The 24123-nt window shown below is 65.0% G+C and carries 22 protein-coding genes; 11 read left to right on the top strand and 11 right to left on the bottom strand.

Annotated elements, in window-relative coordinates; translation table 11 throughout:
- Positions 1-216: 216 nt before the first annotated feature.
- From NDN01_RS24965 to NDN01_RS24955, 3 genes are all read left to right on the top strand, one after another.
- Positions 217-756, top strand: coding sequence for a hypothetical protein (locus NDN01_RS24965; RefSeq protein WP_272624919.1), 540 nt, complete (start codon positions 217-219; stop codon positions 754-756).
- Positions 728-2353 carry a terminase large subunit domain-containing protein gene (locus NDN01_RS24960; protein WP_272624918.1) on the top strand — a complete coding sequence of 542 codons (1626 nt, stop codon included), beginning with the start codon at positions 728-730 and terminating at the stop codon, positions 2351-2353. Before NDN01_RS24965 ends, NDN01_RS24960 begins: the two co-directional genes overlap by 29 nt.
- Before the next feature lie 165 nt (positions 2354-2518).
- Positions 2519-2803: a hypothetical protein gene (locus NDN01_RS24955; RefSeq protein ID WP_272624917.1), complete on the top strand. Its 285-nt coding sequence runs from the start codon at positions 2519-2521 to the stop codon at positions 2801-2803.
- A 118-nt stretch (positions 2804-2921) separates the two neighbouring features.
- Here NDN01_RS24955 and NDN01_RS24950 read toward each other — a convergent pair whose 3' ends face one another.
- The 5 genes from NDN01_RS24950 to NDN01_RS24930 all read right to left on the bottom strand — a co-directional run bounded on the left by NDN01_RS24950 (position 2922) and on the right by NDN01_RS24930 (position 9022).
- Positions 2922-3596, bottom strand: coding sequence for a hypothetical protein (locus tag NDN01_RS24950; RefSeq protein WP_272624916.1), 675 nt, complete (start codon positions 3594-3596; stop codon positions 2922-2924).
- A 106-nt stretch (positions 3597-3702) separates the two neighbouring features.
- A complete protein-coding gene (locus NDN01_RS24945; RefSeq protein WP_272624915.1) occupies positions 3703-4131 on the bottom strand; it encodes a hypothetical protein in 429 nt (142 codons plus the stop codon).
- 319 nt (positions 4132-4450) lie between these two features.
- Complete coding sequence (locus tag NDN01_RS24940) at positions 4451-6709, bottom strand: hypothetical protein (protein ID WP_272624914.1); 2259 nt, start codon at positions 6707-6709, stop codon at positions 4451-4453.
- 384 nt (positions 6710-7093) lie between these two features.
- Positions 7094-8227, bottom strand: a complete 1134-nt coding sequence (locus tag NDN01_RS24935; RefSeq protein WP_272624913.1) for an MFS transporter — start codon at positions 8225-8227, stop codon at positions 7094-7096.
- Positions 8228-8248: 21 nt separating this feature from the next.
- A complete protein-coding gene (locus NDN01_RS24930; protein WP_272624912.1) occupies positions 8249-9022 on the bottom strand; it encodes a DeoR/GlpR family DNA-binding transcription regulator in 774 nt (257 codons plus the stop codon).
- A 144-nt stretch (positions 9023-9166) separates the two neighbouring features.
- Here NDN01_RS24930 and NDN01_RS24925 point away from each other — a divergent pair, with 144 nt between their 5' ends.
- Positions 9167-10078, top strand: a complete 912-nt coding sequence (locus NDN01_RS24925; RefSeq protein ID WP_272624911.1) for an HNH endonuclease — start codon at positions 9167-9169, stop codon at positions 10076-10078.
- Positions 10079-10119: 41 nt separating this feature from the next.
- Here NDN01_RS24925 and NDN01_RS24920 read toward each other — a convergent pair whose 3' ends face one another.
- Complete coding sequence (locus tag NDN01_RS24920) at positions 10120-10302, bottom strand: hypothetical protein (RefSeq protein WP_272624910.1); 183 nt, start codon at positions 10300-10302, stop codon at positions 10120-10122.
- Between the two features lie 164 nt (positions 10303-10466).
- Here NDN01_RS24920 and NDN01_RS24915 point away from each other — a divergent pair, with 164 nt between their 5' ends.
- Complete coding sequence (locus NDN01_RS24915) at positions 10467-11648, top strand: alpha/beta hydrolase (RefSeq protein ID WP_272624909.1); 1182 nt, start codon at positions 10467-10469, stop codon at positions 11646-11648.
- A gap of 66 nt (positions 11649-11714) precedes the next feature.
- Here the strand turns inward: NDN01_RS24915 and NDN01_RS24910 are convergent, their stop codons facing one another.
- The 5 genes from NDN01_RS24910 to NDN01_RS24890 form a co-directional block, all read right to left on the bottom strand.
- Entirely contained in the window at positions 11715-11933 is a 219-nt protein-coding gene (locus tag NDN01_RS24910) for a hypothetical protein (protein WP_272624908.1), read from the bottom strand.
- A 391-nt stretch (positions 11934-12324) separates the two neighbouring features.
- On the bottom strand, positions 12325-13794 hold the full coding sequence (locus tag NDN01_RS24905; RefSeq protein ID WP_272624907.1) for an ATP-binding protein: 1470 nt from the start codon (positions 13792-13794) through the stop codon (positions 12325-12327).
- Between the two features lie 287 nt (positions 13795-14081).
- Positions 14082-14231 (bottom strand): hypothetical protein, encoded by a 150-nt coding sequence (locus NDN01_RS24900; RefSeq protein WP_272624906.1) that lies wholly within the window; start codon positions 14229-14231, stop codon positions 14082-14084.
- A gap of 53 nt (positions 14232-14284) precedes the next feature.
- Positions 14285-15268, bottom strand: a complete 984-nt coding sequence (locus tag NDN01_RS24895; RefSeq protein ID WP_272624905.1) for an alpha/beta fold hydrolase — start codon at positions 15266-15268, stop codon at positions 14285-14287.
- A 287-nt stretch (positions 15269-15555) separates the two neighbouring features.
- Entirely contained in the window at positions 15556-15678 is a 123-nt protein-coding gene (locus tag NDN01_RS24890) for a hypothetical protein (RefSeq protein ID WP_272624904.1), read from the bottom strand.
- 78 nt (positions 15679-15756) lie between these two features.
- Here NDN01_RS24890 and NDN01_RS24885 point away from each other — a divergent pair, with 78 nt between their 5' ends.
- From NDN01_RS24885 to NDN01_RS24860, 6 genes are all read left to right on the top strand, one after another.
- On the top strand, positions 15757-17520 hold the full coding sequence (locus NDN01_RS24885) for a GGDEF domain-containing protein (protein WP_272624903.1): 1764 nt from the start codon (positions 15757-15759) through the stop codon (positions 17518-17520).
- 173 nt (positions 17521-17693) lie between these two features.
- Positions 17694-17951 (top strand): reverse transcriptase-like protein, encoded by a 258-nt coding sequence (locus NDN01_RS24880; RefSeq protein WP_336298330.1) that lies wholly within the window; start codon positions 17694-17696, stop codon positions 17949-17951.
- Between the two features lie 5 nt (positions 17952-17956).
- On the top strand, positions 17957-18598 hold the full coding sequence (locus NDN01_RS24875) for a glutathione S-transferase (protein WP_272624901.1): 642 nt from the start codon (positions 17957-17959) through the stop codon (positions 18596-18598).
- Positions 18599-18709: 111 nt separating this feature from the next.
- Positions 18710-21946 carry a tetratricopeptide repeat protein gene (locus NDN01_RS24870; RefSeq protein WP_272624900.1) on the top strand — a complete coding sequence of 1079 codons (3237 nt, stop codon included), beginning with the start codon at positions 18710-18712 and terminating at the stop codon, positions 21944-21946.
- 129 nt (positions 21947-22075) lie between these two features.
- Positions 22076-22261 (top strand): hypothetical protein, encoded by a 186-nt coding sequence (locus NDN01_RS24865; protein WP_272624899.1) that lies wholly within the window; start codon positions 22076-22078, stop codon positions 22259-22261.
- Entirely contained in the window at positions 22261-23955 is a 1695-nt protein-coding gene (locus NDN01_RS24860) for a portal protein (RefSeq protein WP_272624898.1), read from the top strand. The genes NDN01_RS24865 and NDN01_RS24860 overlap by 1 nt, the downstream gene beginning before the upstream one ends.
- Positions 23956-24123 lie beyond the last annotated feature (168 nt).

Below are 24123 nucleotides of genomic sequence, written 5' to 3'. Positions count from 1 at the left end.
CGGTTTCGGCACCGAAAAGATCTTCGTGCGACGCGCACTTCCGGGATTCCGCTGAAAGCCGCCGCACCGGAGATCCGCAACCCGACGCACCTCACCTGCCCGTGCCCACCATGTCCGTTAACCCAGGCGATATGGCCTGACCATCGCAACAACTTCCCTCAACGTTTCGCAAGCCCCTCGATTCAATCCTGCGACGTCCTCCCCTAACCACGGGCGATGACGAGGCGCAGCGCGAGCATGGAGGAGAAGTTGCTGACCGGCATCGCCGGTGGCCGCACCTTGCGGGAGCTGTGCCGGGCACTGCAGGTGGGCCGGTCCACCGTCTATGACTGGATGAAGGACGAGGATTTCGCGCACCGCATGGCCTGGGCACGCGCGATCGGCTTCGATGCGATCGCGGAGGAGATGCTCGAGATCGCCGATGACAGCCGCAACGACTGGGTGATGCGAGCTGACGCCGAGGAGAAGGACCCGCCGGTCCGCAACCCGGACAGTATCGCCCGGTCCAAGCTGCGCATCGATACGCGCTTGCGGGTGCTCGCGCATTGGGACCCCCGGCGCTATGGCGCGGCCGGGAGCGCGGCTGCCGGCGGCATCGCCGGAATGACCGCGCGCGACGGCGGCGGCGAAGGCGGCAGCCAGACGGCGGCAGAGCCGGTCGCGATCGCCGCGCGGCTCGCCTCGCTTCTCACCACCATCAGCGCGCGCGAGCCCGACCTGATCGGACATGGCGGCGACATCGATGATCCCGACTGATCCCGCCGCGCTCGACGGCCTGCTCGCCCGCGCCACACCGGAGGAACGGGCCGAGATCGCCACACTGCTCGCCGCCGATGCCCGGGCCTGCCCGTGGCGGCCGCAGCCCGGCGCCCAGATGCGCGCGCTCGAGAGCGCGGCCGACATCACCGGCTATGGCGGCGCGGCGGGCGGCGGCAAATCCGATCTGGTCGCCGGGCTGGCGCTCACCCGGCACCGCCGGTCGCTGATCCTGCGGCGGGAGAAAGCGCAGACCGACGGCATCGTCCAGCGCATCGGGGAGATCCTAGGCTCGACCAGGGGCTATGCCGCGCAGAAATCGGTGTGGAAGATTCCGGCCCCAGACGGCGGCCGCCTGATCGAGTTCGGCGGGCTCGACAATCCGGGCGATCACCACAAATGGCAGGGCCGCGCACATGACCTGATCGCCTATGACGAGGTGACCGAGATGCGCGAGGCGCAGGTGCGCTTCACCATGGGCTGGGCACGGACCAGCGACCCGGGCCAGCGCGCCCGGGTGCTGATGACGTTCAACCCGCCGACCAGCGCGGAGGGCCGTTGGGTGCTCGATTTCTTCGGGCCCTGGCTCGACAGGAACCATTCCAACCCGGCCGAACCAGGCGAGCTTCGCTGGTTCACCACCATCCGCGGGCGGGACGTGGAGATGCCGCGCGCCGAACCCTTCGTGATCTTCCGGCACCAGCCGCTCTATGATTTCGACCCGGCCGATTTCGGCGCGGAGAAGATCATCACGCCGCGATCGCGCACCTTCGTGCCGAGCCGGGTGACGGACAATTTCTTCTATCTGCGTACCGGTTACATCGACACGCTCCAGGCGATGCCCGAACCGCTTCGCTCGCAGATGCTCAACGGCGATTTCGCGGCCGGGGTTGAGGATGACGACTGGCAGGTCATCCCCACCGCCTGGATCGACGCTGCAATGGCGCGCTGGCGCCCACGCGACCCGATGCCGGCAATGGACTCGATAGGCGTCGACGTCGCGGTGGGCGGCCGCGACGCTTTCGTCATCGCGTGCCGGCATGGCGGCTGGTTCGCCCCGCTGATCCGCATTCCGGGGCGTGAGATCCCGCAGGAAGCTGGCGGGCCCGTCACCGCCGGCCATGTCATCCGCCACCGGCGCGACCGGGCCGTGGTGCATGTCGACGTGATCGGATGGGGCCTGACCACCGCCAATTTCCTCACCGAGAATGGCGTGCAGACAGTCGCGGTCAACGCCGCCGCCGCCAGCGCCACCGGAACAGCGGACGGCCGCCTGAAATTCGCCAATATGCGCGCCGAGATGGTGTGGCGCCTGCGCGAGGCGCTCGACCCGCAAGGGCCCGACCCGATCGCGCTGCCCGACGATACGACGTTGCGCGCCGACCTGGCGGCCTATCACTGGAGCGTGACGGCACGGGGCATCCTGGTACGGTCGAAGGACGAGATGAAGGCGATGCTCGGCCGTTCACCCGATGCCGGCGACGCGGTGTGCCTGGCGAATTTCCGGTCGATGAAGCTGGAGGCCTGGGAGGATCTGCGCCGGATTCGGCGCGAGGCGGAGGAGTCGGCGGAGGACCTCTACCGCGACCTGCGCTGACGCCGCGGCGTCGTGCGACGAACTGAGCCGAGGTACAGGACGAACCGATCCGGTGAATTCCGCACGCCCCGCAAGAGGCTCGCTCCACCGACTCAGGGTCGAAACGCGTAAAGGCCTGCCCCATGTCCATCGGTACAGGGGCCCTATACCGAGAGGATAACAGCCATGAATATCAGGATCTTGAGTACCGCCGTCACCGGTGCCGCGCTTGCCATCGCCCTGCCCGCCACCGCGCAGCAGGTTCCACCAAGCAGCCCGCCGACGACCAACGCGCCAACGGCCGATCCGATGAGCCAGCCGCCGGCGAACCCGGCCCCCGAAGCGACGACGCCCGCGCCCGCACCGGACAGCACGACAGCCACAGCGCCGACCGATCCGTCGGCAACCACCGCCAGCACGCCCACCGACGAGCCGGCGGACACGGGCAAGAAGAAAAAGAGGAGGAACTGATCAAGCCGACGGGCTGATCGATGAAGCGGCGCAGGGGAGACCCTGCGCCGTTTTTATATCGGGCCGTGCATCCGGAACTGAAGTTTTTTGGAATGAAGCCTCGGTCCAGGCCGCACGCTCACCCTTTATAAGCCATGCCGCCGTTGTTCGAGGCGTCCCGAAGATTGCTGAAGATCGACGGCCAGTCCAGCCTGCCGAAGCGCGCGGTGTCGCCGGACAGCAGGGTGTCGCCCTCGCTGCGCATCGCCGGCGTCCAGCCAAGCGCGTCCCGCACATCCTGGCTGGCACTGTCGTAGAGCGCGTTGAGTGTCATCGCATGAGCACGGCGATCGCCGTTCATCGTAGCGTTCTGGAACGGCTGGAGGGTCTTCGCCAGGCGCAGGTTGAGCCAGCCGGCCGCATCGTTCGATTCGTCTTGCGAGAAGGAACCGCCATGATCGACAGCGATCGCTGCCAGTTCCTCATCGCTGAGCGCGCTCATATCGAGCTGGCGACCGCCCTTTGCCGTGTCGAAGGTGATGAAGGTGCCGTCCGATTTGGCATCCGCGTACAACGCATCCAGCTTGCTGCGGGCCGCAATTGCATTGTCAGCCGGGCTGGGTTTCTGAAGCGCCGCCGCGGCCGCCTTCGCAGCGTCGGAGATCTGCACGACGTCGCCGGTATTCATGGCGGATGTTTTCGCCGCGTCGGCGGTTCTCGACGGCGACGGCGCAAGCGCGGCGTATTTGGCGGCGGTCGTACCCAGCGCGATGCCTGAGCGATTGAATCCGACGCCGGTCGTTGAAATACTCACGCGCCCTCCGCCTGCACTTGTCCATAGGCCATTACCGAAACAAAATACTAAGCCGATCTCCATAAAAAGAAGTGAATGGGGCGCGCGCCGGCACGCCCCATTCGACTTACTTCATTGAAAAGACCGCCGCGAAATTGCCGTTCGTGAAGATCTGCGAGATATCCTGGCTGACGACCTTGCAGGTCGCGCTGCCGCTCGCCGTCGTCGAGGCGTTCGGGGTCCAGTAGGCCGATGCGCCGGTCAGCGGATTCGCCGGCGTGTAGATGGTCGAGATATGGAAGACGCACTGCTTCGTACCGATATTGTAGGTCACGTGCGCGGCCGAGGTAGTGCCGCAATTCGTGCTGGAGGTGGGCGAGGTAGCACCAGCAAGGATGTTCGCGGGTGTCGGCGCAAAGACGCCACAGGTGTTCACGCCGTTCGGCACCATCGTAGCCGTCCCGACATTCTGGAATGTCATCGACACGGACGAAGCGAATGCAGGCGCGCTCGACAACAGGGCGACAATACCGGCAACGACAGACAAAGTCTTCATGGTGAATATCCTCTCGGTTATGCTGCAATAGCAGCCAAATAAATGCCAGAGACGATCTCCATTGAAAACACTCATTTCGATTTTTTTGGGACGACAGTGGAGGATATCGCTACCAAATTGGAGTCAACGCTGATAAATATTGCAGAAATTATATAAACCAATGTGGAGATAATAATTTTTACGGCCAAAACTGATCTAAATTGTCCAGAATAATGCTTTGAGAAAATGGAAATCCCGGAAATCTTGTTACGGAAGCAATTCGAAAAGACCGGTTGCCACCCGCGCCGCACCCTGGCCGGATGACGCCCCCGCCACGCAGTCACAATGCCCGGCTTGCCCGAATGACGATGACACGACCTGTCGGGTCAAGGAACGCAGGGCTGAATGCGGCAGGGACTTGCCCGTTGGAATCACGCACCGAGAACCGCTTGTCGAGCAGGTTCTCGACTGTCAGCCACAGACGAAGCGGTTTCGAGTGGCCCGGCTTCGAATCCTTCTGCGGAAGCGTCCAGGACATCCCAGCATCCGCGGTGCCAAAAGCAGCGTATCGGATCGAATAGGGAGCCAAGGCCGAAATATCCTCCACGCGAGCCCCCGATCTCCACCGCGCACCGAGCTGGAATGTGAAGGCCCGATAAGAGGCATCGACCTCGATGTTGATCCTGTGTCGCGGCGTGCCCTGGACGCCATCAAGGGGGGTCTTCAGCAGATCGATGCCAGCCGCGCCGGCGGAAGGGCTCAGCGTGTCCTGCAATGTCCATTCGTGCGTGACGCTGAAATCCCAGGTGATTGCGCGATTGTCCGCCAAAGCGGGTGCGCCACCACCTGTCGCGCCCACGATGCCGGTGAGGTGCAGATTGGATTTCAGGATGTTGCGCCGTTCCTCGGACGCGTTGAACGGGCGCACATCTATGGAGACGAGCTGACCGGCACCATCTCTTATGAACCGGCCGGGGAATACGCGCTGAAACAGCGCGCTCGCATAGCCGGTATAGACGACCGGGTTGGCGATCCTTGACGATATATATTCAGTCGTGGCGGAGATATTGGTCGGCCCGACGGCCTTGCTCAGGCTGAGGCGGAGCGTCGACATATCCTCCGACACGGCGCGCAGGCGGGTTTCGCCCCCGGATATGCGCGTCACCAGAACATAGTCGCCGGTCAGCGTGTCGACCACCAGCACACCGGGCGTATAGACAACCGCATCCCGGCTCCGGTTGAGGACGGGCGGCGTCTCGGCGCGGCTCCGGCCCAGGCTGAACGAGAGGAAATCGGCCGGTTGCCATTCGACGCTGGCATCATAGCTCGGGTATCGGCCGGCGGAACTTACCCATTCGGAATCGACGCTCGCCGACAGCGCGACCCGCCCCAGGAAACCGCCAAGGGGCACGCCCGGGCCGACGACCGGCACGTCAAACCCGAGATGCCCCCGATACCGCCCCTGTCCGGCTACCTGCCGTGACGGCTGGCCCCCGCCGTTCGTCGACACGAGGCGCTGGAGCGAGCCGCTCAGCCTCATATTGGCGGTCAGGTCGCCGGCAGGCAGCGACACCAGGGGCGCATTCGCGCTCAGGGCGGCCCCCAGGGTGCCGCTGCTGGACGAGATGGCGAGCGGCACATAGCTCCCAGGAAGAGCCGCCAGATCCCCATCAGCCGAAAGGCCGGGGATTTCCCGCCGGGAAAGCTGGCTGCCTGTCCGGGAGACCGTGACGGAGCCGGTAAGTTCGCCCGTCCAGGTGATGCGCTTCAGCGCACCGGAGGCGCTGAGGCCGATCTGGTAGAAACGCGTACGCGACGCATCGATCACGCCGCGTGCCGTGATGGATTGCGCTGCATTGCCGTCGGTCCCGACATTCCCTTCCCCGGGCTCCGCCAGCGTGAACCTGGCAAGCTGCCGCGACAGCGAATCCGAAAGCGCCGCGGATATTGTCACGCTGGTGGAACCCAGGGGCAGCGCCAGCCCGCCTGTTAGGGAGGCCGCTCTGCTCGACGGCAGCAAGGTGCGATAGGGGGTCAACGCATCGTTCGCTCCACCTTCGAGCAGGGCGATGCGGTCGCGGCCGTCCAGTCCGGTATTTCCCTGCAGGGATACAGAAGCGTTGAAACGCCTCTCCTGGTCGATCTTGATGTGCCGCAGGGCAGCGGTCACGTCGTCGCCCCCACCCTCCGTGGGCAAGCGCACTCCAAGGTCGGCGGTCGTTGAGGCGAAACGGGGCTTGAGGACAAGGTTCAGGACCTTGTTCTCCGGCGTGAAGCCATAGTTTCCGGCGCTCCTGTTCGAGAGGATCTGAATCTCGGCCAGCGCCTCCGGGGGAACGTCGCGAAGATCCGAGATGTCGGCAAGCCTGCGGCCGTTCACGATGATCGAAAAGGGGCGTCCGCCGTTGCGGCGCTCAAGGCGTTCGATAACCTCGCCGATCGTCATGGCGCCCAACGTCCGGATGCTGTCGGCGGCGTATCGATCCTCGACTGAGCCTGGCGCATTTGGCGGACGGCGGCCTGTGACGATGATGTCCGAATGGCCGGAACTGGGGGGCGGCACCTCCTGCGCCTGGGCCGACGCGCACCCGATCGACATGGCAACGAGAATGGCTGCCCCCGCGCATGCGGCTATCCAACCGAAAACTCTCTCCATCATGTCAAATGGATCATCTGTTGGCGACATTGATACTCACCAGCGCGCCGTCACCATTACAACAATCGAAAACTCACTCGCTATGAAATGTTGCACCACTTTCAGCAGTTGACTGGCCGCAGCGCACCACTCTCCTCCCGTTGCAGGGCCATCTAGACAAGCACGGTGATATTGATACCGTATTTAACATCCGAACCGGTTGATTTTTACGTCAGGATTTGTCCAAACAATTGGCCATCCACTGGAAGAACGATCACCCCGCGCCGCTTTCTTTATCCCGCCCGCCCTATTCCGGCCGAACTCCCAAAGGTCACGGCATGAGGCAGGCTATTTCCGCGTCACGCGTCGCGCGTTCGCGGGCACGAGAAGCAGGAGCACGGCCAGGACCCAGAAGGCGACGGGCAGGCCAACAGCCTTTGCGACGAACCCGATGGCGGCCGGCCCGACAAGAATGCCCGCATAACCCAAGGTCGTCAGCGCCCCGATCGCGTGTGCGGGTGGCATGCTCTTTTGCGAGCCGGCGAGACGGAACAGGACCGGCACGATATTGGACGCGCCCAACCCGATCAGCAGGAACCCCGCAAGCGCCGCGGGGGCGACGGGTGAAGCGAGAATCAGAACCAACCCCAGAGCGGCCAGCAAGCCGCCACCCATCAGCGTACGATAGTCGCCAAGCCGGGCGGTCAGGCGATCGCCGAACAGCCGGCCGGCCGTCATCGTGATCGAGAACAGGATGTAGCCGACACCGCCCATGCGGGTGTCGACCAGCGAGGCCTGCGTGATCAGCAACGCACTCCAATCGAGCATCGCCCCTTCGGCGAGGAACGTGACCATCGCAAGCACCGCCAGCAACAGCACGATGCCGTGAGGGCGCACGAACAGCGGCCCTTCGTCGACACGGGCGGACGAGAGCAGGCGCGGCCAGGCAATCAGCATCGCGACGGCCATCAGGGCCGAGCAGATCAGGCTGCCGACCAGCGCCGCGATCTTCAATGACAGCAACAATGTCATCGTCGCTGAACCAGCGAAGCCGCCGATGCTGAACAGTGAGTGGAAGCCCGACATGAGGGGTCGCTGCGCGGCGCTTTCCACTTCGACCGCATGAATGTTCATTGCCACGTCGAGTGAGCCGAGCGCGCCGCCGAACAGCAGCAGGACGACGCCGAGTTCCAATGGCGTTGCCGCGACCGAGAGGAACGGCAGGACACAGGCAAGCGCCATTCCACTACCGACGATCACCGGCTTGCTGCCGTACCGGGCGCTGAGCGGACCAGTGGCGATCATCGCCGCGACCGAGCCTGCCCCGATGCAAAGAAGGAGCAGCCCGAGCGTCGCGTCATCCACCGCCAGTCGCTGCTTCGCGAACGGCACCAGTGGCGCCCAGCAGGCGATGCCGAAGCCAGCCACCAGGAAAGCAAGGCGGGTTGCCAGCCGAGTGGCCGGTCGATCGGCAGAAATCATCGACATCGCTCCCGGCCCGGATCAGGCTCGGCCAGCGACAAGGATGTTGCGGCAGCCGGCGGCATCGAGTGCAGCGCGTTGCCCGGGTGTCGCGCTGGATTCGATGACCACCATGTCGATCTGTTCAGCGGAAGTGACAAGGTGCGCCGCGACTTTGCCGATCTTGTCGTTCGTAACCAATATGAGCGAGCGTGCCGACGACGCGAGGACAACCCGCTTGAAGCTGGCGTCCTCGAAATGCTCGGCACCGACGCCATCGTCCGAAATGGCGCAGGCGCCGATGAAGGCGCGGTCGAACCTCATCCGGACAAGCGCCTGCACGGCGACAGCGTCGATACATCCGCCCACCACCGGGTCGGCCATGCCGCCGATCACGATGAGGCGGATATCCTGGCGACGGAGAATCGCGGCGGCGATGTCCACTGAATTGGTCGCGACGGTAAGGTCCGCATCCTCGGGCAGGAACTCGACCAGCGCGAGGTTGGTGCTCCCGCTGTCGAGGAAGAGAAACTCGCCGGGCTGAACCGTTTTCGCCGCCGCGCCCGCGAGAAGCCGTTTTACTTCCTGGTCAGCGACAGCACGGGCGGACATCGGCACAGCGCCTGGGGATATCGGCAATGCGCCGCCATATACGCGCCGGCACAGGCCCTGGGCGGCGAGCGCCCGAAGATCGCGTCGGACGGCGTCCTCCGAAACGTCGAACTCAACGGCGAGCGCCTGAGCCGACACCGGCTGCCCGGCGGCGAGCCGGGCCGCGATATCATCTCTGCGGGCGAGTGGAACCTCTATCGTCATAAACGCGCACTATCGTGCATATTTTGCCGAGTCAACGTGCACAAACGTACATATCATATGCACGGAGATGCCGATCTCGCGGAGATTTCACCGTGGAAACCAGCGAACGCTTGGTCTCGCGAAGTTCCACTCTATAGCTCGGGGATGGCCTTCGGCGTCTTCATCCACCGAGCAGACTCGATCTACGAAGACAGCCCCGCAGAACGCTATCAATTCCCCCGCCCCTATCTGACCCGCGCCCAGCAGACCGTCGGCGACTGGATTGTCTATTACGAGCCGCGCAAGGTGCGGGGGACACGCGGCTATTTCGCTGTCGCCAAGGTCAAGCAGATCATTCCGGACCCCGGTGCGCCGGGCATGTACATCGCGCTGATCGAGCCGGGCAGCTACCTCGATTTCGCCGATCCCGTGCCCTTCGGCAGCCCCGGCGATCCGGTCGAGCGCGGCCTGTTGAACGAGGCCGGCGCCATATCCGGCCGCGCGCAATCGGCGGTTCGGCCGCTCTCCGCGGCCGATTTCAATCGCATCATCGAGCTTGGGCTTGGCGGGGACGACAGGCTGCTGCCGCGCGACGACGATGCCGCCCTTTCCCCACCTTCCGACAATTTCGTGCAGGATGAACGGGCGCCCTTCCCGTTCGAGCAGGAACGCGATCGCATCAGCTATTACGGATCGCGCATCGTGCGGAAGCAAATCTTCCGCCGCGTCGTGCTGCGCGCCTATGACGAGCGTTGTGCCATCACCGGCCTGAAGCTGATCAACGGCGGCGGCCGTGCCGAGGTGCAAGCGGCGCATATCCGGCCGGTCGAGGCGAGCGGGCCGGACATCATCAACAACGGGCTCGCCCTTTCCGGCACCGTGCACTGGATGTTCGATCGCGGGCTGATCGGCCTGGACGATGACCTGAAGATCCTCGTCTCCCGCCAGATAAACGATCCGGACGGCGTGAATGCGATGATCAACAAGAGCGGCCATGCCCTGCCGCCGCTTCGCCCGGCCGATCGGCCGCACCCACATTTCCTGCAGTGGCATCGCGAGCACTGCTTCAAGAGCTGAGCTGCGCTGGCAACGGATGCAACCAGATCAGAGGTTTTCGTCTACCTATACCACCACACCGCCAGCACGATCACCACCGCGACGACGGCAAATACCGCAAGCAATGCGGGGAACAGGTCACCGCGCTTTCGCTTTCGATCGACAGACGGGTCCGTGCAGAAGTCAACAACGGCCTCACCCGCAACCTCCACCACAAAGCCAACCACTTCGCCCATATCCGACATGGATCGGAAGATGAGAGCAGCACTCGATCCTGTCCAGTCCGCCGTCAGCGTGTGGCGCAGCCATGATGGCGGGATCGGCGCCTTCTCCTCCCCGGGGCCCCTTCACCGAGGGGCGAATGAATGTCAAAGCACGGCCGGACGGCGTGCGCGGTGAGAACGAAGACATGACGAAGCGATTTCTGACGCTGGCGACGATCCTCGGCGCCCTGCCCCTTTCCGCCTGCATCACCATCCCGCCGGCCTATGGCCCGGCCGCCGGCACCTGCGCCGGGCAGACCAATGATCCCGCGGCGACGAAGGACCCGGTCTATTTCGTCGCCACCGGCATGCCCGATTGCGCCGCCGACACGCCCCTGTCGCTGAGCGTTCTGCGGGGCAGTTTCCACCCCTATGGCGAGACACCGCCCGATCCCGTCCGCTACGGCGTGGCGACCCACGGCACCCCGACTCTGCCAGTGCTTGCCCTGTCGACCGCGACTGCGTGGCAGGATCGGCTGCGGCGCGATCTGCAGACGGCAGGGAATGGTGCAAAGGGCCGGGTGCTGCTTTACGTCCATGGCTACAACACCACGCCCGCGCGTGCGCTGTCGATGGCTGACCAGGTCGCCATGGCGGCGCATTTCGACGGGCCGGTGGTCGCGTTCCTCTGGCCGTCGCAGCATGCCCTGGCCAAATATGGCTGGGACGAGGAGAATGCCCGCTGGACCCAGCCATCATTCGACGCGGCGCTGGCCGATCTGGCGCGGATCGCGCCGGATGTCGTGCTGGTGTCGCACTCGATGGGCGGCCGCATTGCGATCGACGGGCTGCGCCACCTCCAGGCGAGCGCGCCCGATCTGGCGGCGCGGGTCCGCACCGTCGTGCTCGCCGCGCCCGACATGGACCGGGAATTGTTCGATCGCGACGTGTCGCCCGATATCGTCCGGCCGGGGCGGCGTATCGCATTGTTCGCCTCCGGGCATGATCTGGCATTGCGCAGCAGCTGGGCGGTGCACGGCAATCCCCGCGCGGGCGATGTCGGCTGTGCCTTCCGCCTGCAGCGCCGCAGGGGCCCGGCCATCGCCCAGCCACGCTGCTATCCCGTCCCGCGCGGCGCACCCGGCGAGTTGACCGTGATCGACGGGACCGACATTCCGGGAACGCCGATCGGGCACAGCACCTATGTCGCCACGCCTGAGGGCCGCGCGGCGCTGCGCAAGCTGCTCGCACCCGGCGCCGCACCGTTGCCGGCCGACAAGGGAGTGATGCTGCTCCACCTCGACAGCCCGCCCGATTGCGCGAACGGGCCGAGCCGGCTGAAGATGGACTATACCGTGGTGCGCTGCACGGAGAAGAAGAAGCGATAGACGCGAAAACGCCACGCACCGGGGCCAACCCGGGCGTGGCGCGCGAAGGGCTTTAAACCGCCCCGCTTATTTGCACTTGGTGAACTGGCCCTTTTTCGGACCCGATGCGATGTGGCATTTGCCCTTCGCGTCCTTGGTCACGCCGGCGGCGACGACGGCCGGTGCGGCGACGGCGGTCGGACATTTCACGAACTTGCCCTTGGCATCCTTGCAGGACGCGGCGAGGCCCGGCGTGCCAGTGAGCAATGCGAGCGAGGCAAGGGCAAACAACGATGTACGGATCATGGCATTTTCTCCCGCCGATACAGTCGGCTGCAGGGGAGGCTATGCGGAGGGGCTCGCCGCGGCGGTGACGGCAACATGACAAAAATGTCATGATGCGAGAGCAGGAGAGCGCGTGATGCTGGCAGGATTTTCAAAGCAGCACGACTGGAATCGGCACCATCAGCCGTCGTCCGCAAACAGTCGTGACCAAGCAGACAAGCCGGATCGGCGGCCAATATCGGAGCAGAGGCAGTGCGCGAAACCTGCGTCGCTCGATACGCCATCTCGGCAGGCACGATGGCTATTCGGAACGAACGAATATGTCGTGCCGGCATCTGATACCTGATACGCCAGCGACTGGTGCGCGGGGCTGCCGATCTCGCCCTTCAAGAGCGGCTCGACGAAACTCTCCTCACCCCACCTCGGCCGCGGCGGTCGTCCAGCCAAGGCCGGGGATGGTGATCGAGCGTTTCCCCGACAGATCCACCCGCGTGACGAAGATATTGCGCCCCTCGATATAGCTCATCACCCGTCGCGCACGGCCCAGCGAGCTCGTGCCGTAAGTGCGCGCCACATCCTCATCGCTTGGGCAGGGTTCGCCCTCGCGCGCTGCGCGGGCGACCAGCAGGAACGCGCCGAGCATGTCATCAGGCAGGTCGTTCGCCTGTTCGAGCGCCTGTTGCCATTCCTCGTCGAGCCGGTCGAAAATGCCCGCGCGCGCCGCGGCGAGGCGGCGAGCGAAGGCCGACGGGTCAAGCGGTGAACGCTTCACCCCCGCCATGCGGCAGCGGACCTGGAAATCCTGGAACAGCACGGCGGCCGTGCGCAGCGTCGCCTCGGGATCGTCCATGATCGCGCGAAGCACCTGGACGATCACCTCCTCCAACTCCTCGAGCGACTGTTCCGGCGCGCTGTCATGTTCGCGCGGCGGCGTCGCGGCGAGATCCTGCAACAGTTGCGCGGCCGGCGGCGTGCGCGGCGCGGGCGACACGCCGGGCGGCAACAGCGGGAACAGCGTGCTGGGCGGCTCCTCGATGCCTTCGCGCAGGAAGGTCATCATGTCGTCGGACGGGGCCTGGGGCAGCGGGGTCAGCACCGGGCTCGAGCTGCGCGCGCTGGTCTCGACCGCGCCGATCTTCACCATCACCGGCCGGCGCGCGATGGCGGGGCCGAGGCCAAGGAACGTGCCGCGTGAGAGATCGCGAATCGATTCGGCCTGGCGGCGCTCCATGCCGAGCAGGTCGGCGGCGCGCGCCATGTCGATGTCGAGGAAGGTCCGGCCCATCAGGAAGTTGCTCGCCTCCGCCGCGACGTTCTTGCTGAGCTTGGCCAGCCGCTGGGTCGCGATGATGCCGGCGAGACCGCGCTTGCGACCGCGCGACATCAGGTTCGCCATGGCGGAGAGCGAGGCGCGGCGTACCTCCTCGCTCACCTCCGCGCCGGCCGCCGGCGCGAAGATCTGTGCCTCGTCGACCACCACCAGCGCCGGGTACCAATGCTCGCGCGGGGCATCGAACAGGCCGTTGAGGAACGCGGCGGCACAGCGCATCTGCCCTTCCATCTCCAGCCCCTCGAGGCTGAGCACCACCGAGGTGCGATGCTCGCGGCAGCGCGCGGCGAAACGCGTGATCTCGCCCACCGCATAATCGACCGCCTCGATCGCGACATGGCCATAGGGCGCGAGGGTGACGAAATCGCCTTCCGGGTCGATCACGATCTGCTGCACCTGCCCGGCGCTGCGCTCCATCAGCCGGCGCAGGAGATAGGATTTGCCCGAGCCCGAATTACCCTGGACGAGCAGGCGCGTGGCGAGCAACTCCTCCAGATCGACATGGACTGTTTTGCCCGTGCCGTCCGTTCCCATGTCTACCTGAAACGTCATGCGCCTGCCCTTGGCTGATCGGAGCGCGGGAGGGCAAGCGTTTAGCGGCGGAGCGCCTGCGCTTCCCCCGTTTTTCCCGGGGGCGGAATCGACCCGGAAAACTACCTAATCCATATTATCCTCAAAATGGCTATATTGCCCGGTGCCGACCGATTTGGAGACTCTTCCTTTTACGGTGGCGGGATGGGCCGGAGGTTGAACCGCATCTCCGGCCCACTCTTCCCCTCAGGTCGCGGCGCTCCGACAAGCCCTGTTCCCGGGGGAGTCAGATGGCCGTTGCCAACCGCTCAGCGCGAGAAGATGGAGGAGCGGCCTTCCTCTCCGGCCGAGTGGAAGAAATGCATCACGGCATTGGTGAGCATGGCGGTATTCGCACCACGAGCGAATGCGAGATCCCCCAGGACCAGCATCAGGATGGCGGCGAGCACGAACTTCATGGGCCACCAGCCTAAACCGTATTGATTAACGAATCCTCCATATCGGCGGTGCTTCACGCAGCGCCGATCCGCCCTCTTATCCAAAGCGCCACCGTGTCGGCCGCGGTGATCAGGATCATGTGCCCGCCGTCGATCAGGGTCAGTTCGACGCGCGGTACATCAGCGGCGATCCGGCCGCCATGCAGCGTGGGATCGAGGATCTCATCCTGCCGGCCGAACAGGATCGCGACGGGCACCGCCAGATCGGGATAGCGGGCGGCCAACCCGGCCATGTCGGTACGGGCAGCCGCCAGATCGGTCGAGGCGGCATGGAAGGCGCCAGGCCGCAGCACGAGCCGCCCGCCACCCAGCGTCCCGAAATCGGCCGCGACCGGCTCCGGCGCGAACACCGCCACCGCGCCCTTGTCGCCGGAGAGCAGGCCAAGCGGCGTGGCCAGCGTCAAGGCGACAGCGCGGCGCACCGCGGGCGAGTTGATCGCAATGCCGCGAAACGCGGCGGGCACGGCACCCTCCGGCTGAGTAAGCGGGGCGACAAGCGCGAGGCCGCCGACCTTGTCGGGATGATCGAGCGCCAAGGCCAGTGCCACCGCGCCGCCCAGCGAATGACCGACGACCAGTGGACGATCAAGCTCCAGCGTCTCGATTAGTCCGGCGATCAGCCCTGCCTGCACCGCGATGCTCGCGGAGTGCCCGGCGGCCGAATAACCCGAGCCGGGCCGGTCAACGAGGATGACGCGATGATCGGCGACGAGCCGGTCGACCAGCGCATAGCCGAAATTGCGGATCTGGCCGCCAAGCCCGTGGATCATCACGATGGCGGGCCCGTGGCCGCGATCGACATAGTGAAGGCGGGTGCCATGAATGGTGGCGAACTGGCCGTCGGGCGGCACCTCCCGCTCGATCCGGCGCGCGGCGAAACGCGAGAACAGCACCAGCCCGCCGGCCAGCGCCGCCACCCCTGCCGCGATGGCGGCAATCACTGATGCGTTGCCGCGTGGAACTGGCCCATCGTCATGACGTCTCTCCTCGCGCTTCATGATCGCCACATCCTTTCACAGCCGCCGGGCGGTGTCACGCCCGTGCATGCGCCGTCGCGCGGCATTCAGAAGCGCGGGGGGCGCAAAGATATAGATATGTCGATTCACCGGACGATCCAGCTTCGCCCGCGGGGAAAGAATGATTTCGACAGGAACCCGCGGTAGCGGCACCGCGCCCGATATTCAGCGCCTTGATCCCCGGCGCGGGCACCCCATATCCAAGCCCTTGTTCAACAACGGAAAGGAGGTGGTCAGATGTCTCATTGTCACACGCCGGCCATGGCGGATCATGCGAGCACGACCTCCAGCGCGGGGGCTTTGCGCGCCTGATTTCCCAGCCGTGTCCGGCTGACAATGGAAAGGCCGTCCCGAAAGGGGCGGCCTTTTTTGCTGACGGCGAGCAGCGCCATCTCTGCCCGGGAAAAGCAAGCCCCGCCACAGCATGCTGGGTAAGACTTTTCTCATCCGATCAGTGCAAAGGGTGAAGCATGAGCGGGATTGGGGATTCATGCCGGGCCATCGCGGCACGCGTGCTGCTGGCCGCGTTCGGCGTCGCCGCCGTGTGCTGGTCGCTTCCGTCTGTCGCTGAGACAACGCTCCTGGATGGATCGCTTTGCAACGCCGTCACCGGGCGGCAACAAGCGGACAACGGCCTCCCCTCGCTGCGTTTCCACTGCAGCGGTTCGCCGGCCGGTTATCAGCGGGGCAGCCTCTGGCTGCGCGCCGATCTCAGGCGATTGCCGGTCGATCGCAACGACGTGGTGCTCATGATTCATCATTCGCGCTTCGACAGGCTCGCGGTGATATTTTCCTATGCGGACGGCACTGAACAGCGCCAGCAGGTCAGCAGCGGCAACTACGGATCGCATTGGCGGACGGGCGGACAGATCACCTTCGAGGCGCCCGCCCGGAACGCGCCGCTCGTTGCGGTGACATTGCGATTCGATGCCCTTGCCAGTCACAACCTCCTCCACGCGCGGCTGATGACGCGGGGCGAGAGCGGCGTGCAATCAGCGGCGCTGGCTGCGGCGATCGGCGCGGCGCTGACGCTCTTGCTGATCGGCGCGATCTACAACCTGTCGCTTGCCTTCTCGGTTCGGCGGCAATTCCTTGCCTGGCACGGCGGCTGGGCGGGGTGCATGCTGCTTTGGGGCGTAATCTGGTCGGAAATACATCTGATCGCCGTCCCGGGCATGGCGGGGACCATCTCAGCGCAGACCTGCACCTTCCTCGCCTGTCTCGCGATCGCCCTGGCGACGACCAGCGTCGTCACCTCGCTCAGCCCGGCCGACCTGCCGCGCCTGGCGAAAAAAGCGACACTCGCGCTGGGCGGCGGCATCGCGCTGCTCGGCATCCCACTCGCCCTCGTCCGTGGCGCGGGGATCGATTCGCTGGCGAACGTGGCAAGCATGCTCATCCTGGCCGATCTGCTGGCCGTGGCAGCCTGCCTCACCTGGGCCTGGCGCCACGGCAGCGCCGAAGCACGCGATTTCGCTGGCGCCTGGTCGCTGCCGATGGCGACATTGGGATTCATCCAGATCGCGGATGTCGACAGCGGCCTCTGGGGCGGTGGCTCGAAACTGCTGATCCTGCTGGCCGCGGCATGGCAGACGCTGTGGCTGTCGATCGCCGCGACCAGACGGTTTGCGCGCCTTCGCATCGAGCGCGACCATGCCCGCGCCGCCGAGGCACGGGCAAATGAACTTGCGCGGCGCGACCCGCTCACCGGACTGTATAACAGACGCGGTTTCGTCGAGACGATCGCGCCATTGCTCGACCCGGTGCGATCGGAAGGTGCATCCGCCGCCCTGCTGCTGATCGACATCGACCGCTTCAAATCGGTCAACGATGCCCATGGCCATGAGGCGGGCGACATGGTGCTGCGCTGTATCGCCAGGAGGCTTGAACGATGGGAAGGCGCGATGTGCGCGGTCGCCCGGCTTGGCGGTGAGGAGTTCGCCCTGATGATCGCCGGGATCGAGGGGTTCGCCCTCGCCCGCTTCGCCGACAATGTCCGCCTCGAGATCGCCGCATGCGACCATCGCGGGGCGATCGGCGAGCGACCGGTGACGGCGAGCATCGGTGTCGCCGAAGCGCCCATGCCGAGCGATTTCCAGCAGCTCTACCGGCTTGCCGACCAGGCGCTCTATGCCGCCAAGCAGGAGGGCCGCAACCGGATCGTCATGCGCCGGTTCGCCGTCGTCACCGCGCCGGTGCCGGACCCGCCCACGACAATCCGGGCGGCATCCTAGCGCTTGGCGACATTGCGCCCGCGCCGAAATGACATAACGGTGAGCCCCGCATGACATCCCGCGTCAAAATATTCTTCGATGGCGGATGTCGCCCTGCCCCTCAAGGAATGGAAATCGCGGTCGTTATCGGCGGGAAGGCCCATATCCAACGCGACCTCGGGCCGGGAACCGGGATGGATGCTGAATGGCTCGCCCTGATCCACGCGGTCGGCCTGGCGCGGAAACTTGGCCTGACCTACGTGGTGTTCATCGGGGATTCCGTTGCCGTCGTGAACCAGGCCAACGGAACCGCGAAATGCCGCGGTGGCAATATCCAGCATCTGGAGGAATTCCGCGCCATCACATCCGCCGCGAACCCGCCGCGTATCCGGCATATCAAGCGGTCGCAGAATCTTGCCGGCATCGCGCTGGCGCGATTGCATGCGCGCTGAGGCGAATGGATATTCTCTACAGCTTCCGGCGATGCCCCTATGCGATGCGCGCGCGCATGGCGTTGCTGGTGAGTGGCGCCCGGATCGAGATCCACGAGATCGTCCTGCGAAACAAGCCGGCGGAGATGATCGCCGTCTCCCCAAAGGGAACCGTCCCGGTCCTCGTCCTGGCTGATGGACAGGTGATCGACGAAAGCCTCGACATCATGCGCTGGGCTCTCCGGCGCGCCGACCCTGAGGACTGGCTGACGGGTGACGACACAGCGCTGATCGCGACATTCGACGACCGGTTCAAGCATCATCTCGACCGGTACAAATATGCCGACCGGCACAATGCGGACCCGGAGGAACATCGTCTGGCCGGTGCGATGCTGTTGAGGGAGCTGGAGGAACGGCTAGCCGTCAGCAGAAACCTGTGCGGCGAGGCGCGGTCGCTTGCCGACATCGCGATCATGCCGTTCGTGCGGCAATTCGCCTCGGTCGACAGAATATGGTTCGACACCCGGCCATTGCCGGGGGTGCAACGCTGGCTCGCGGACCATATTGCCTCCCCGTTGTTCGAGCAGGCGATGGCGCGTCTGGCATCATGGGCGCCCGGCGACGCGCCTGTCATGTGGCTCGCCGCGCACCGGCACGATCACGAATGACCAAGTCGAGATGGCGGCAGATGTTCTTGCATGCCTGTCGGATGATGATCCAGGATGCGAGCATCCGGCGATAGTCTCGACAGACATCAGTCCGGTCGAGGGGGTAGACAGATGAGAGCTTTTCTTGGTGCGCTCGCGGTATCGGGTGCGCTGACAAGCCCAGCCTATGCGGGTGACAAACCACTGATTGCCCCGGCCCCTGCATGGGTGAGGCCGGTCAGCCTGCCATCCACGCCCCCAAAAACCGACGAGGCGCCGGTCCAGCTGCTGCTGTCAGACCAGCAGGTCGATTTACAGCCTGGCCGGCAGACCGTGTATTCCCAGATGGCCCTGAAGATACAGACGCCGCAGGGCCTTACCGTCGGCAACATATCCTTTCCGTGGCGCCCCGATACCGAGGAACTCACGGTGCACAGGCTCGTGATCCTGCGTGGCGACCAGACCATCGACGTTCTCGCCTCCGGACAGACTTTCACCGTCATCCGGCGGGAGCAGAATCTGGAGAGCGCAACACTGGACGGTGTTCTCACCGCGAATATCCAGCCCGAAGGCCTTCAGGTCGGGGACGTGCTGGAATTCGCGATATCGGTTTCCTCCAGCGACCCGGTACTGAAGGGTCATGTCGAACAGATCGGGGCCAATTGGGACGACACCCCGATCGGTCGCGCGCACCTGCGCATGCAATGGCCGAACAGCATGAAAACGCGGCTCCGGCAGACTCCTTCCCTGCCCGCCTTCAAGCCGGTCAAGATAGGCGACAGCACCTCCGTCGAGATACTGCTGGACGATGTTAAGCCGATCATCCCGCCCAAGGGCGCCCCTGTCCGCTATCGCATCGGCCGGCTCGCCGAGATGACAGACTTCGCCTCATGGGCCGATCTCGGGGCATTGATGGCGCCGCTTTACGAGAAGGCAGCGACAGTGCCGGCGCAAGGCCCGTTGCGTACGGAACTGGAGCGGATTCGCGGCGTATCGCGCGATCCGAAGGCACAGGCCGAAGCGGCACTCGCACTCGTCCAGGATCGTATCCGGTACGTCGCCCTGGCGATGGGAGCCGGGGGCCTGGTTCCTGCGGATGCGGAGGCGACATGGTCTCGTCGCTATGGCGACTGCAAGGGCAAGACCGCTCTTCTGCTCGCGCTGCTGCACGCCATGGATATCCAGGCAGAACCGGTCGCGGTCAGCACCATCTTCGGTGACGGCATGGATGCCCGGTTGCCGATGATCGGGCTGTTCAACCATGTCCTTGTTCGCGCCACGATTGCCGGCAAGGGCTATTGGCTCGACGGCACGCGCTCCGGCGACACCAGTCTCGACAGGCTGGCAATACCGGCGTTCGGATGGGGCCTCCCGCTCATACCGGCGGGAGCAGCGCTCGTGCGGATGGTGCCGACACCATTGGAGGTGCCGACGCGCGATGTTTCGATCCGGATCGACGCGACCGCAGGCTTGACCATTCCGGCGCCATTCAAGGTCGAAACGATTATTCGCGGTGACGGCGCCGTTGCCATGAACGCTTCGCTAGCCAATCTCGTCGGCGATGCGCGAACCTCCATGCTGCGCGACTATTGGAAGGAGCAATACGACTTTGTCGATATGACATCCGCCAGTTCGACCTTCGATCCGAAGTCCGGCGAGTTGCGCCTCTCAATGGACGGACTGGCCAAGATGGACTGGAGCAGCGGCTGGTACGAGACGGACGGAACCGGGGTTGGGTACAAGGCCGACTTCGCCCGGGCGGCGACCCAGGACCAGAACGCGCCGTTTGCCGTGCCGTACCCCTATTATCAGCGATCGACCGAAACCATCCTTCTCCCCCCCAGCTTTGCCGGTGTCAGGTCCGCACTGAAGAGCGACGTGAACCAGACGGTCGCCGGTATCGAATATCATCGGCAGTCCAAGGTCGAGGCAGCGGTATTCTCGATCGAGGTGACGGAACGAAGCGTCGCGCCGGAATTCCCCGCGAAGGACGCCGCCGCCGCCCAGGCCAAACTCCGTGAACTCGCCAGCCAGACCACCTACCTGCGCAAGCCCCCGGGCTACAAGCCGACCGAGAAAGAGGCGGATTTACTGATCGCCGCGACACCGACGACCGCGCAAGAATATCTCGATCGAGGTGTTCTGTTGCTTGACCGAAACCGCCAAGACGAGGCGATCAAGGACTTTGACCAGGCAAGCACGCTTGATCCGAAAAATGCGTGGGCCATAGCAAACAGGGGTATCGCACGCGTCTGGAAAGGCGATCTCGACCTCGCTGCCAAGGATCTCGACGCAGCTGCCGCGATCGATCCAAACAATGGCGGCGCCTGGCGGGGACGCGGCATGATCGCGCAGCGCAAGGGCCCACCTCAGGACGCCGTAGCGGCCTATACAAAGTCATTGGGCATTGATCCGGGCAATCCCTTCGATCTGGGGCATCGCGCTGAAGCCAACAAGGCTGCGGGGAATGACGAAGCGGCCCTGCAGGACGCGGCGGCGGCGTTGAAAATCAACCCGAAATGGATCGACCTCTATCTTTTGCGGGCAAACATCCTGCGGAATCAGGGCAAGAATGAGGACGCACTGAAGGAAGCAGTGGCAGTCGAAGCTGCCAACCCGGATATTGCCTTTGCGCATGTCACGGCCGCCAATCTGTTCGCTGCTTTCCACCAGGATGCGGAGGCGATGAAGGCCTATGATCGGGCAATCGCGATCAAGCCCGAGGCCTATATCTATCTGAATCGCAGCGTAATGCGTCCCAAAGCCGATATTGCCGGTCGTCAGGCTGACCTCGACGCCGCCGCGAGACTGGATCCGAACGACGAAGATGTGCTCACCGCAAAGGCCGAGGTGCAGGTCGACAAGGGTGACTTCGCGGGAGCTGTCGTGACATATACTTCGGCAATCGATAAATCACCGGGGAACGCCGAGCTCCTTACCGACCGCGGGATCGCCTATGCCCGATCGGGTGATGCAAAACGCGCGGCGGCGGATTTTACCAGTGCTCGCGCCAAAGCCAAGGAAGCCTTCGATTTCAACAACATGTGCTGGTCGAAGGCAAAGGCGGGAATAGAACTTGAAGCCGCGTTGGCGGATTGCAACACCGCCTTGAACAAGGCGCCGGGCACAGCCGCTTATCTGGATAGCAGAGGGCTCGTCTTGTTGCGCCTCGGACGGCTCGACGATGCGATTGCCGACTATGACAAGGCATTGGCCAAATACCCGCATATGGCATTTTCGCTGTTCGGCCGGGGCGTGGCCTGGGCCCGCAAAGGCGACAAGGACAAGTCGGCAGCCGACATGGCTGCGGCGCTGAAAGTGGCCCCGGAGATTCGCACCGACTTCGAGCGGTTCGGGATCACGCTATAGATCGAAAGGAAAGACTCCCGTCAGGTCGCTGGAGCGCAGCCGTTCACCGACCTCACGGGCTGCCCACCCCTGCAACCCGCCCCTCGATTCAAACCCTTCCCCAAAGCCCCTATTCCGCACTGCATGTGCATGCCAAAGCCCCCCAAGCCGCAAGAAATTCCCGAGCGCCAGGCGCTCAAGCTGCCGGATGGCGGCTCCACCGCACCGAGGGTCGAGGATGGCGTTCGTCGTCGCCGCGCGATGATGACGTCCGTCTTCTCGAGTCTCCTCGGACAAGGATCGGGGCCGTCGACCACGACGGTGCTGGGCGGCTGATGCCCGGCCCCGCGCTCCCCAACGTCTCCCTCAAGGAGCGCTGCAACCGGCGCCTTTCGGCGCTGAAGGCAGCCCGCCAGCCCTATGAAGCCGAATGGGCGGAGATCGCGAAATATGCGCAGCCCTCCCGATCGCGTTTCCTCACATCCGAGAACAACCGCAATTTCCGGCGGGGCAATTCAGCCATCTACAATGCGCGGGCGATCCTCAGCTTCCGTACGCTGACCGGGGGCATGACGAGCGGGCTTTCCTCGCCCTCGCGCCCGTGGTTCCGACTGACCCCGTTCGATACCGATCTGGCGGGCGACGGCGCGGTGAAGGCCTGGCTGAGCGAGGTCGAGCAGCGGATGTACGCCTTTCTGGCGGGCACCAATTTCTATGGCGCGGTCAAGGCCGGGTACGCCGAGATGGGGCTGTTCGGCACCGATGCCTGTGTGATGGTCGAGCATGACCGCGAGGGCGCGGTGTGCCACGCGCTGACCGCGGGCGAATATTGGACCGCGCTGAGCGATGCGATGGTGCCGGACACGCTGTATCGCCGCTGTTCCATGTCAGTGCATCAGGTGGTGCAGTCGTTCGGCCTGGAGACGGCCAGCGACTTCGTGCGCAACTGCCACGCCAACGGGCGCTATGACGAGCAGATCCCGGTGATCCACGCGATCGAGCCGAACGACGACCGGCTGCCTGGCGTGAAGACCGCGCGGGGCAAGCCGTGGCGGTCGGTCTATTGGGACGAGAATGACGGGCGTGCCGACCGGGTGCTGCGCGTCTCCGGCTATGAGGAGCAGCCTTTCTGGGCGCCGCGCTGGGACACGACCGGCGGCGACACCTATGGCACCTCGCCTGGCTTCGACGCGCTGCCCGACATGCGCGAATTGCAGTTGCAGACCAAGCGCAAGACCGAGGCGACCGAATTCCTGATCCGACCCGAGAAGATCGTGCCGGCCACGGTGAAGCTCACCGGCAAGGCGGGCAATGTCGTCTCCGCCTCGGCGGTCGACGCGGCCGGGGTGGTCGTGCCCTATATGATCAACCCGGCGGCGATCGGCGCGATCATGGAGGATGTGAACCGCTGCGCCGAGGCGATCGACCGGCTGACCTATGCCGACCTGTTCATGGCGATCACCAATATGGACGGCATCCAGCCGCGCAATGTGGAGGAGATCGCCAGCCGCAACGAGGAAAAGCTGACTCAGCTCGGCCCGGTGATCGAACGCGTGAACAACGAGAAGCTGGAGGTGACGATCGACCGGACCTTCGGCATCATGACGCGGCGCGGCCTGCTGCCGCCGGCGCCAGACCATCTTCAGGGCGAGCCGGTGAAGGTCGATTTCGTGTCGATCCTGGCACAGATGCAGCGGATGGTCGGGCTCGGCCAGATCGAGCGGACGGTGGCGTTCGTCGGCAATCTGGCGGGACGTTTCCCGGAAGCGGCGGATCGGCTCGATGTCGACGCGATCGTCGACGACTATGCCGATCGCGCGGGCGCGCCGCCCAGAATCATCCGGTCAGTCGAGGATGCTGGCAAGCTGCGCCAGGGCCGCGAGCAGGAAGCGCAGATGGCCAAGATGGCAGCGATGGCCGGCCCCGCCAAGGACGGCGCGGCGGCGATGCAGATGCTCGGGCGGATGGCGGGGCCGCAGGGTGGGCCGGCGGGGCTGGTACCCGGACAAGGGCCGGAGCCGGGACAATAGCCGCATCCTCCTCGTCACCCCCGGACTTGTTCCGGGGTCCATCGGTCCGCACGCACCACGACCCGCCGCTCTGGCGGCACCATGGCCCCCGGAACAAGTCCGGGGTGACGGTCGGGAGTTGAAGGTCTCGAACCTCACTCCCCCTCACCCTTCCCACGCCTTCGGCGC

The organism is Sphingomonas sp. QA11 (genome assembly GCF_028473665.1).
Taxonomy (GTDB): Bacteria; Pseudomonadota; Alphaproteobacteria; order Sphingomonadales; family Sphingomonadaceae; genus Sphingomonas; species Sphingomonas phytovorans.
This window is presented reverse-complemented; position numbering and strand designations above follow the sequence as displayed.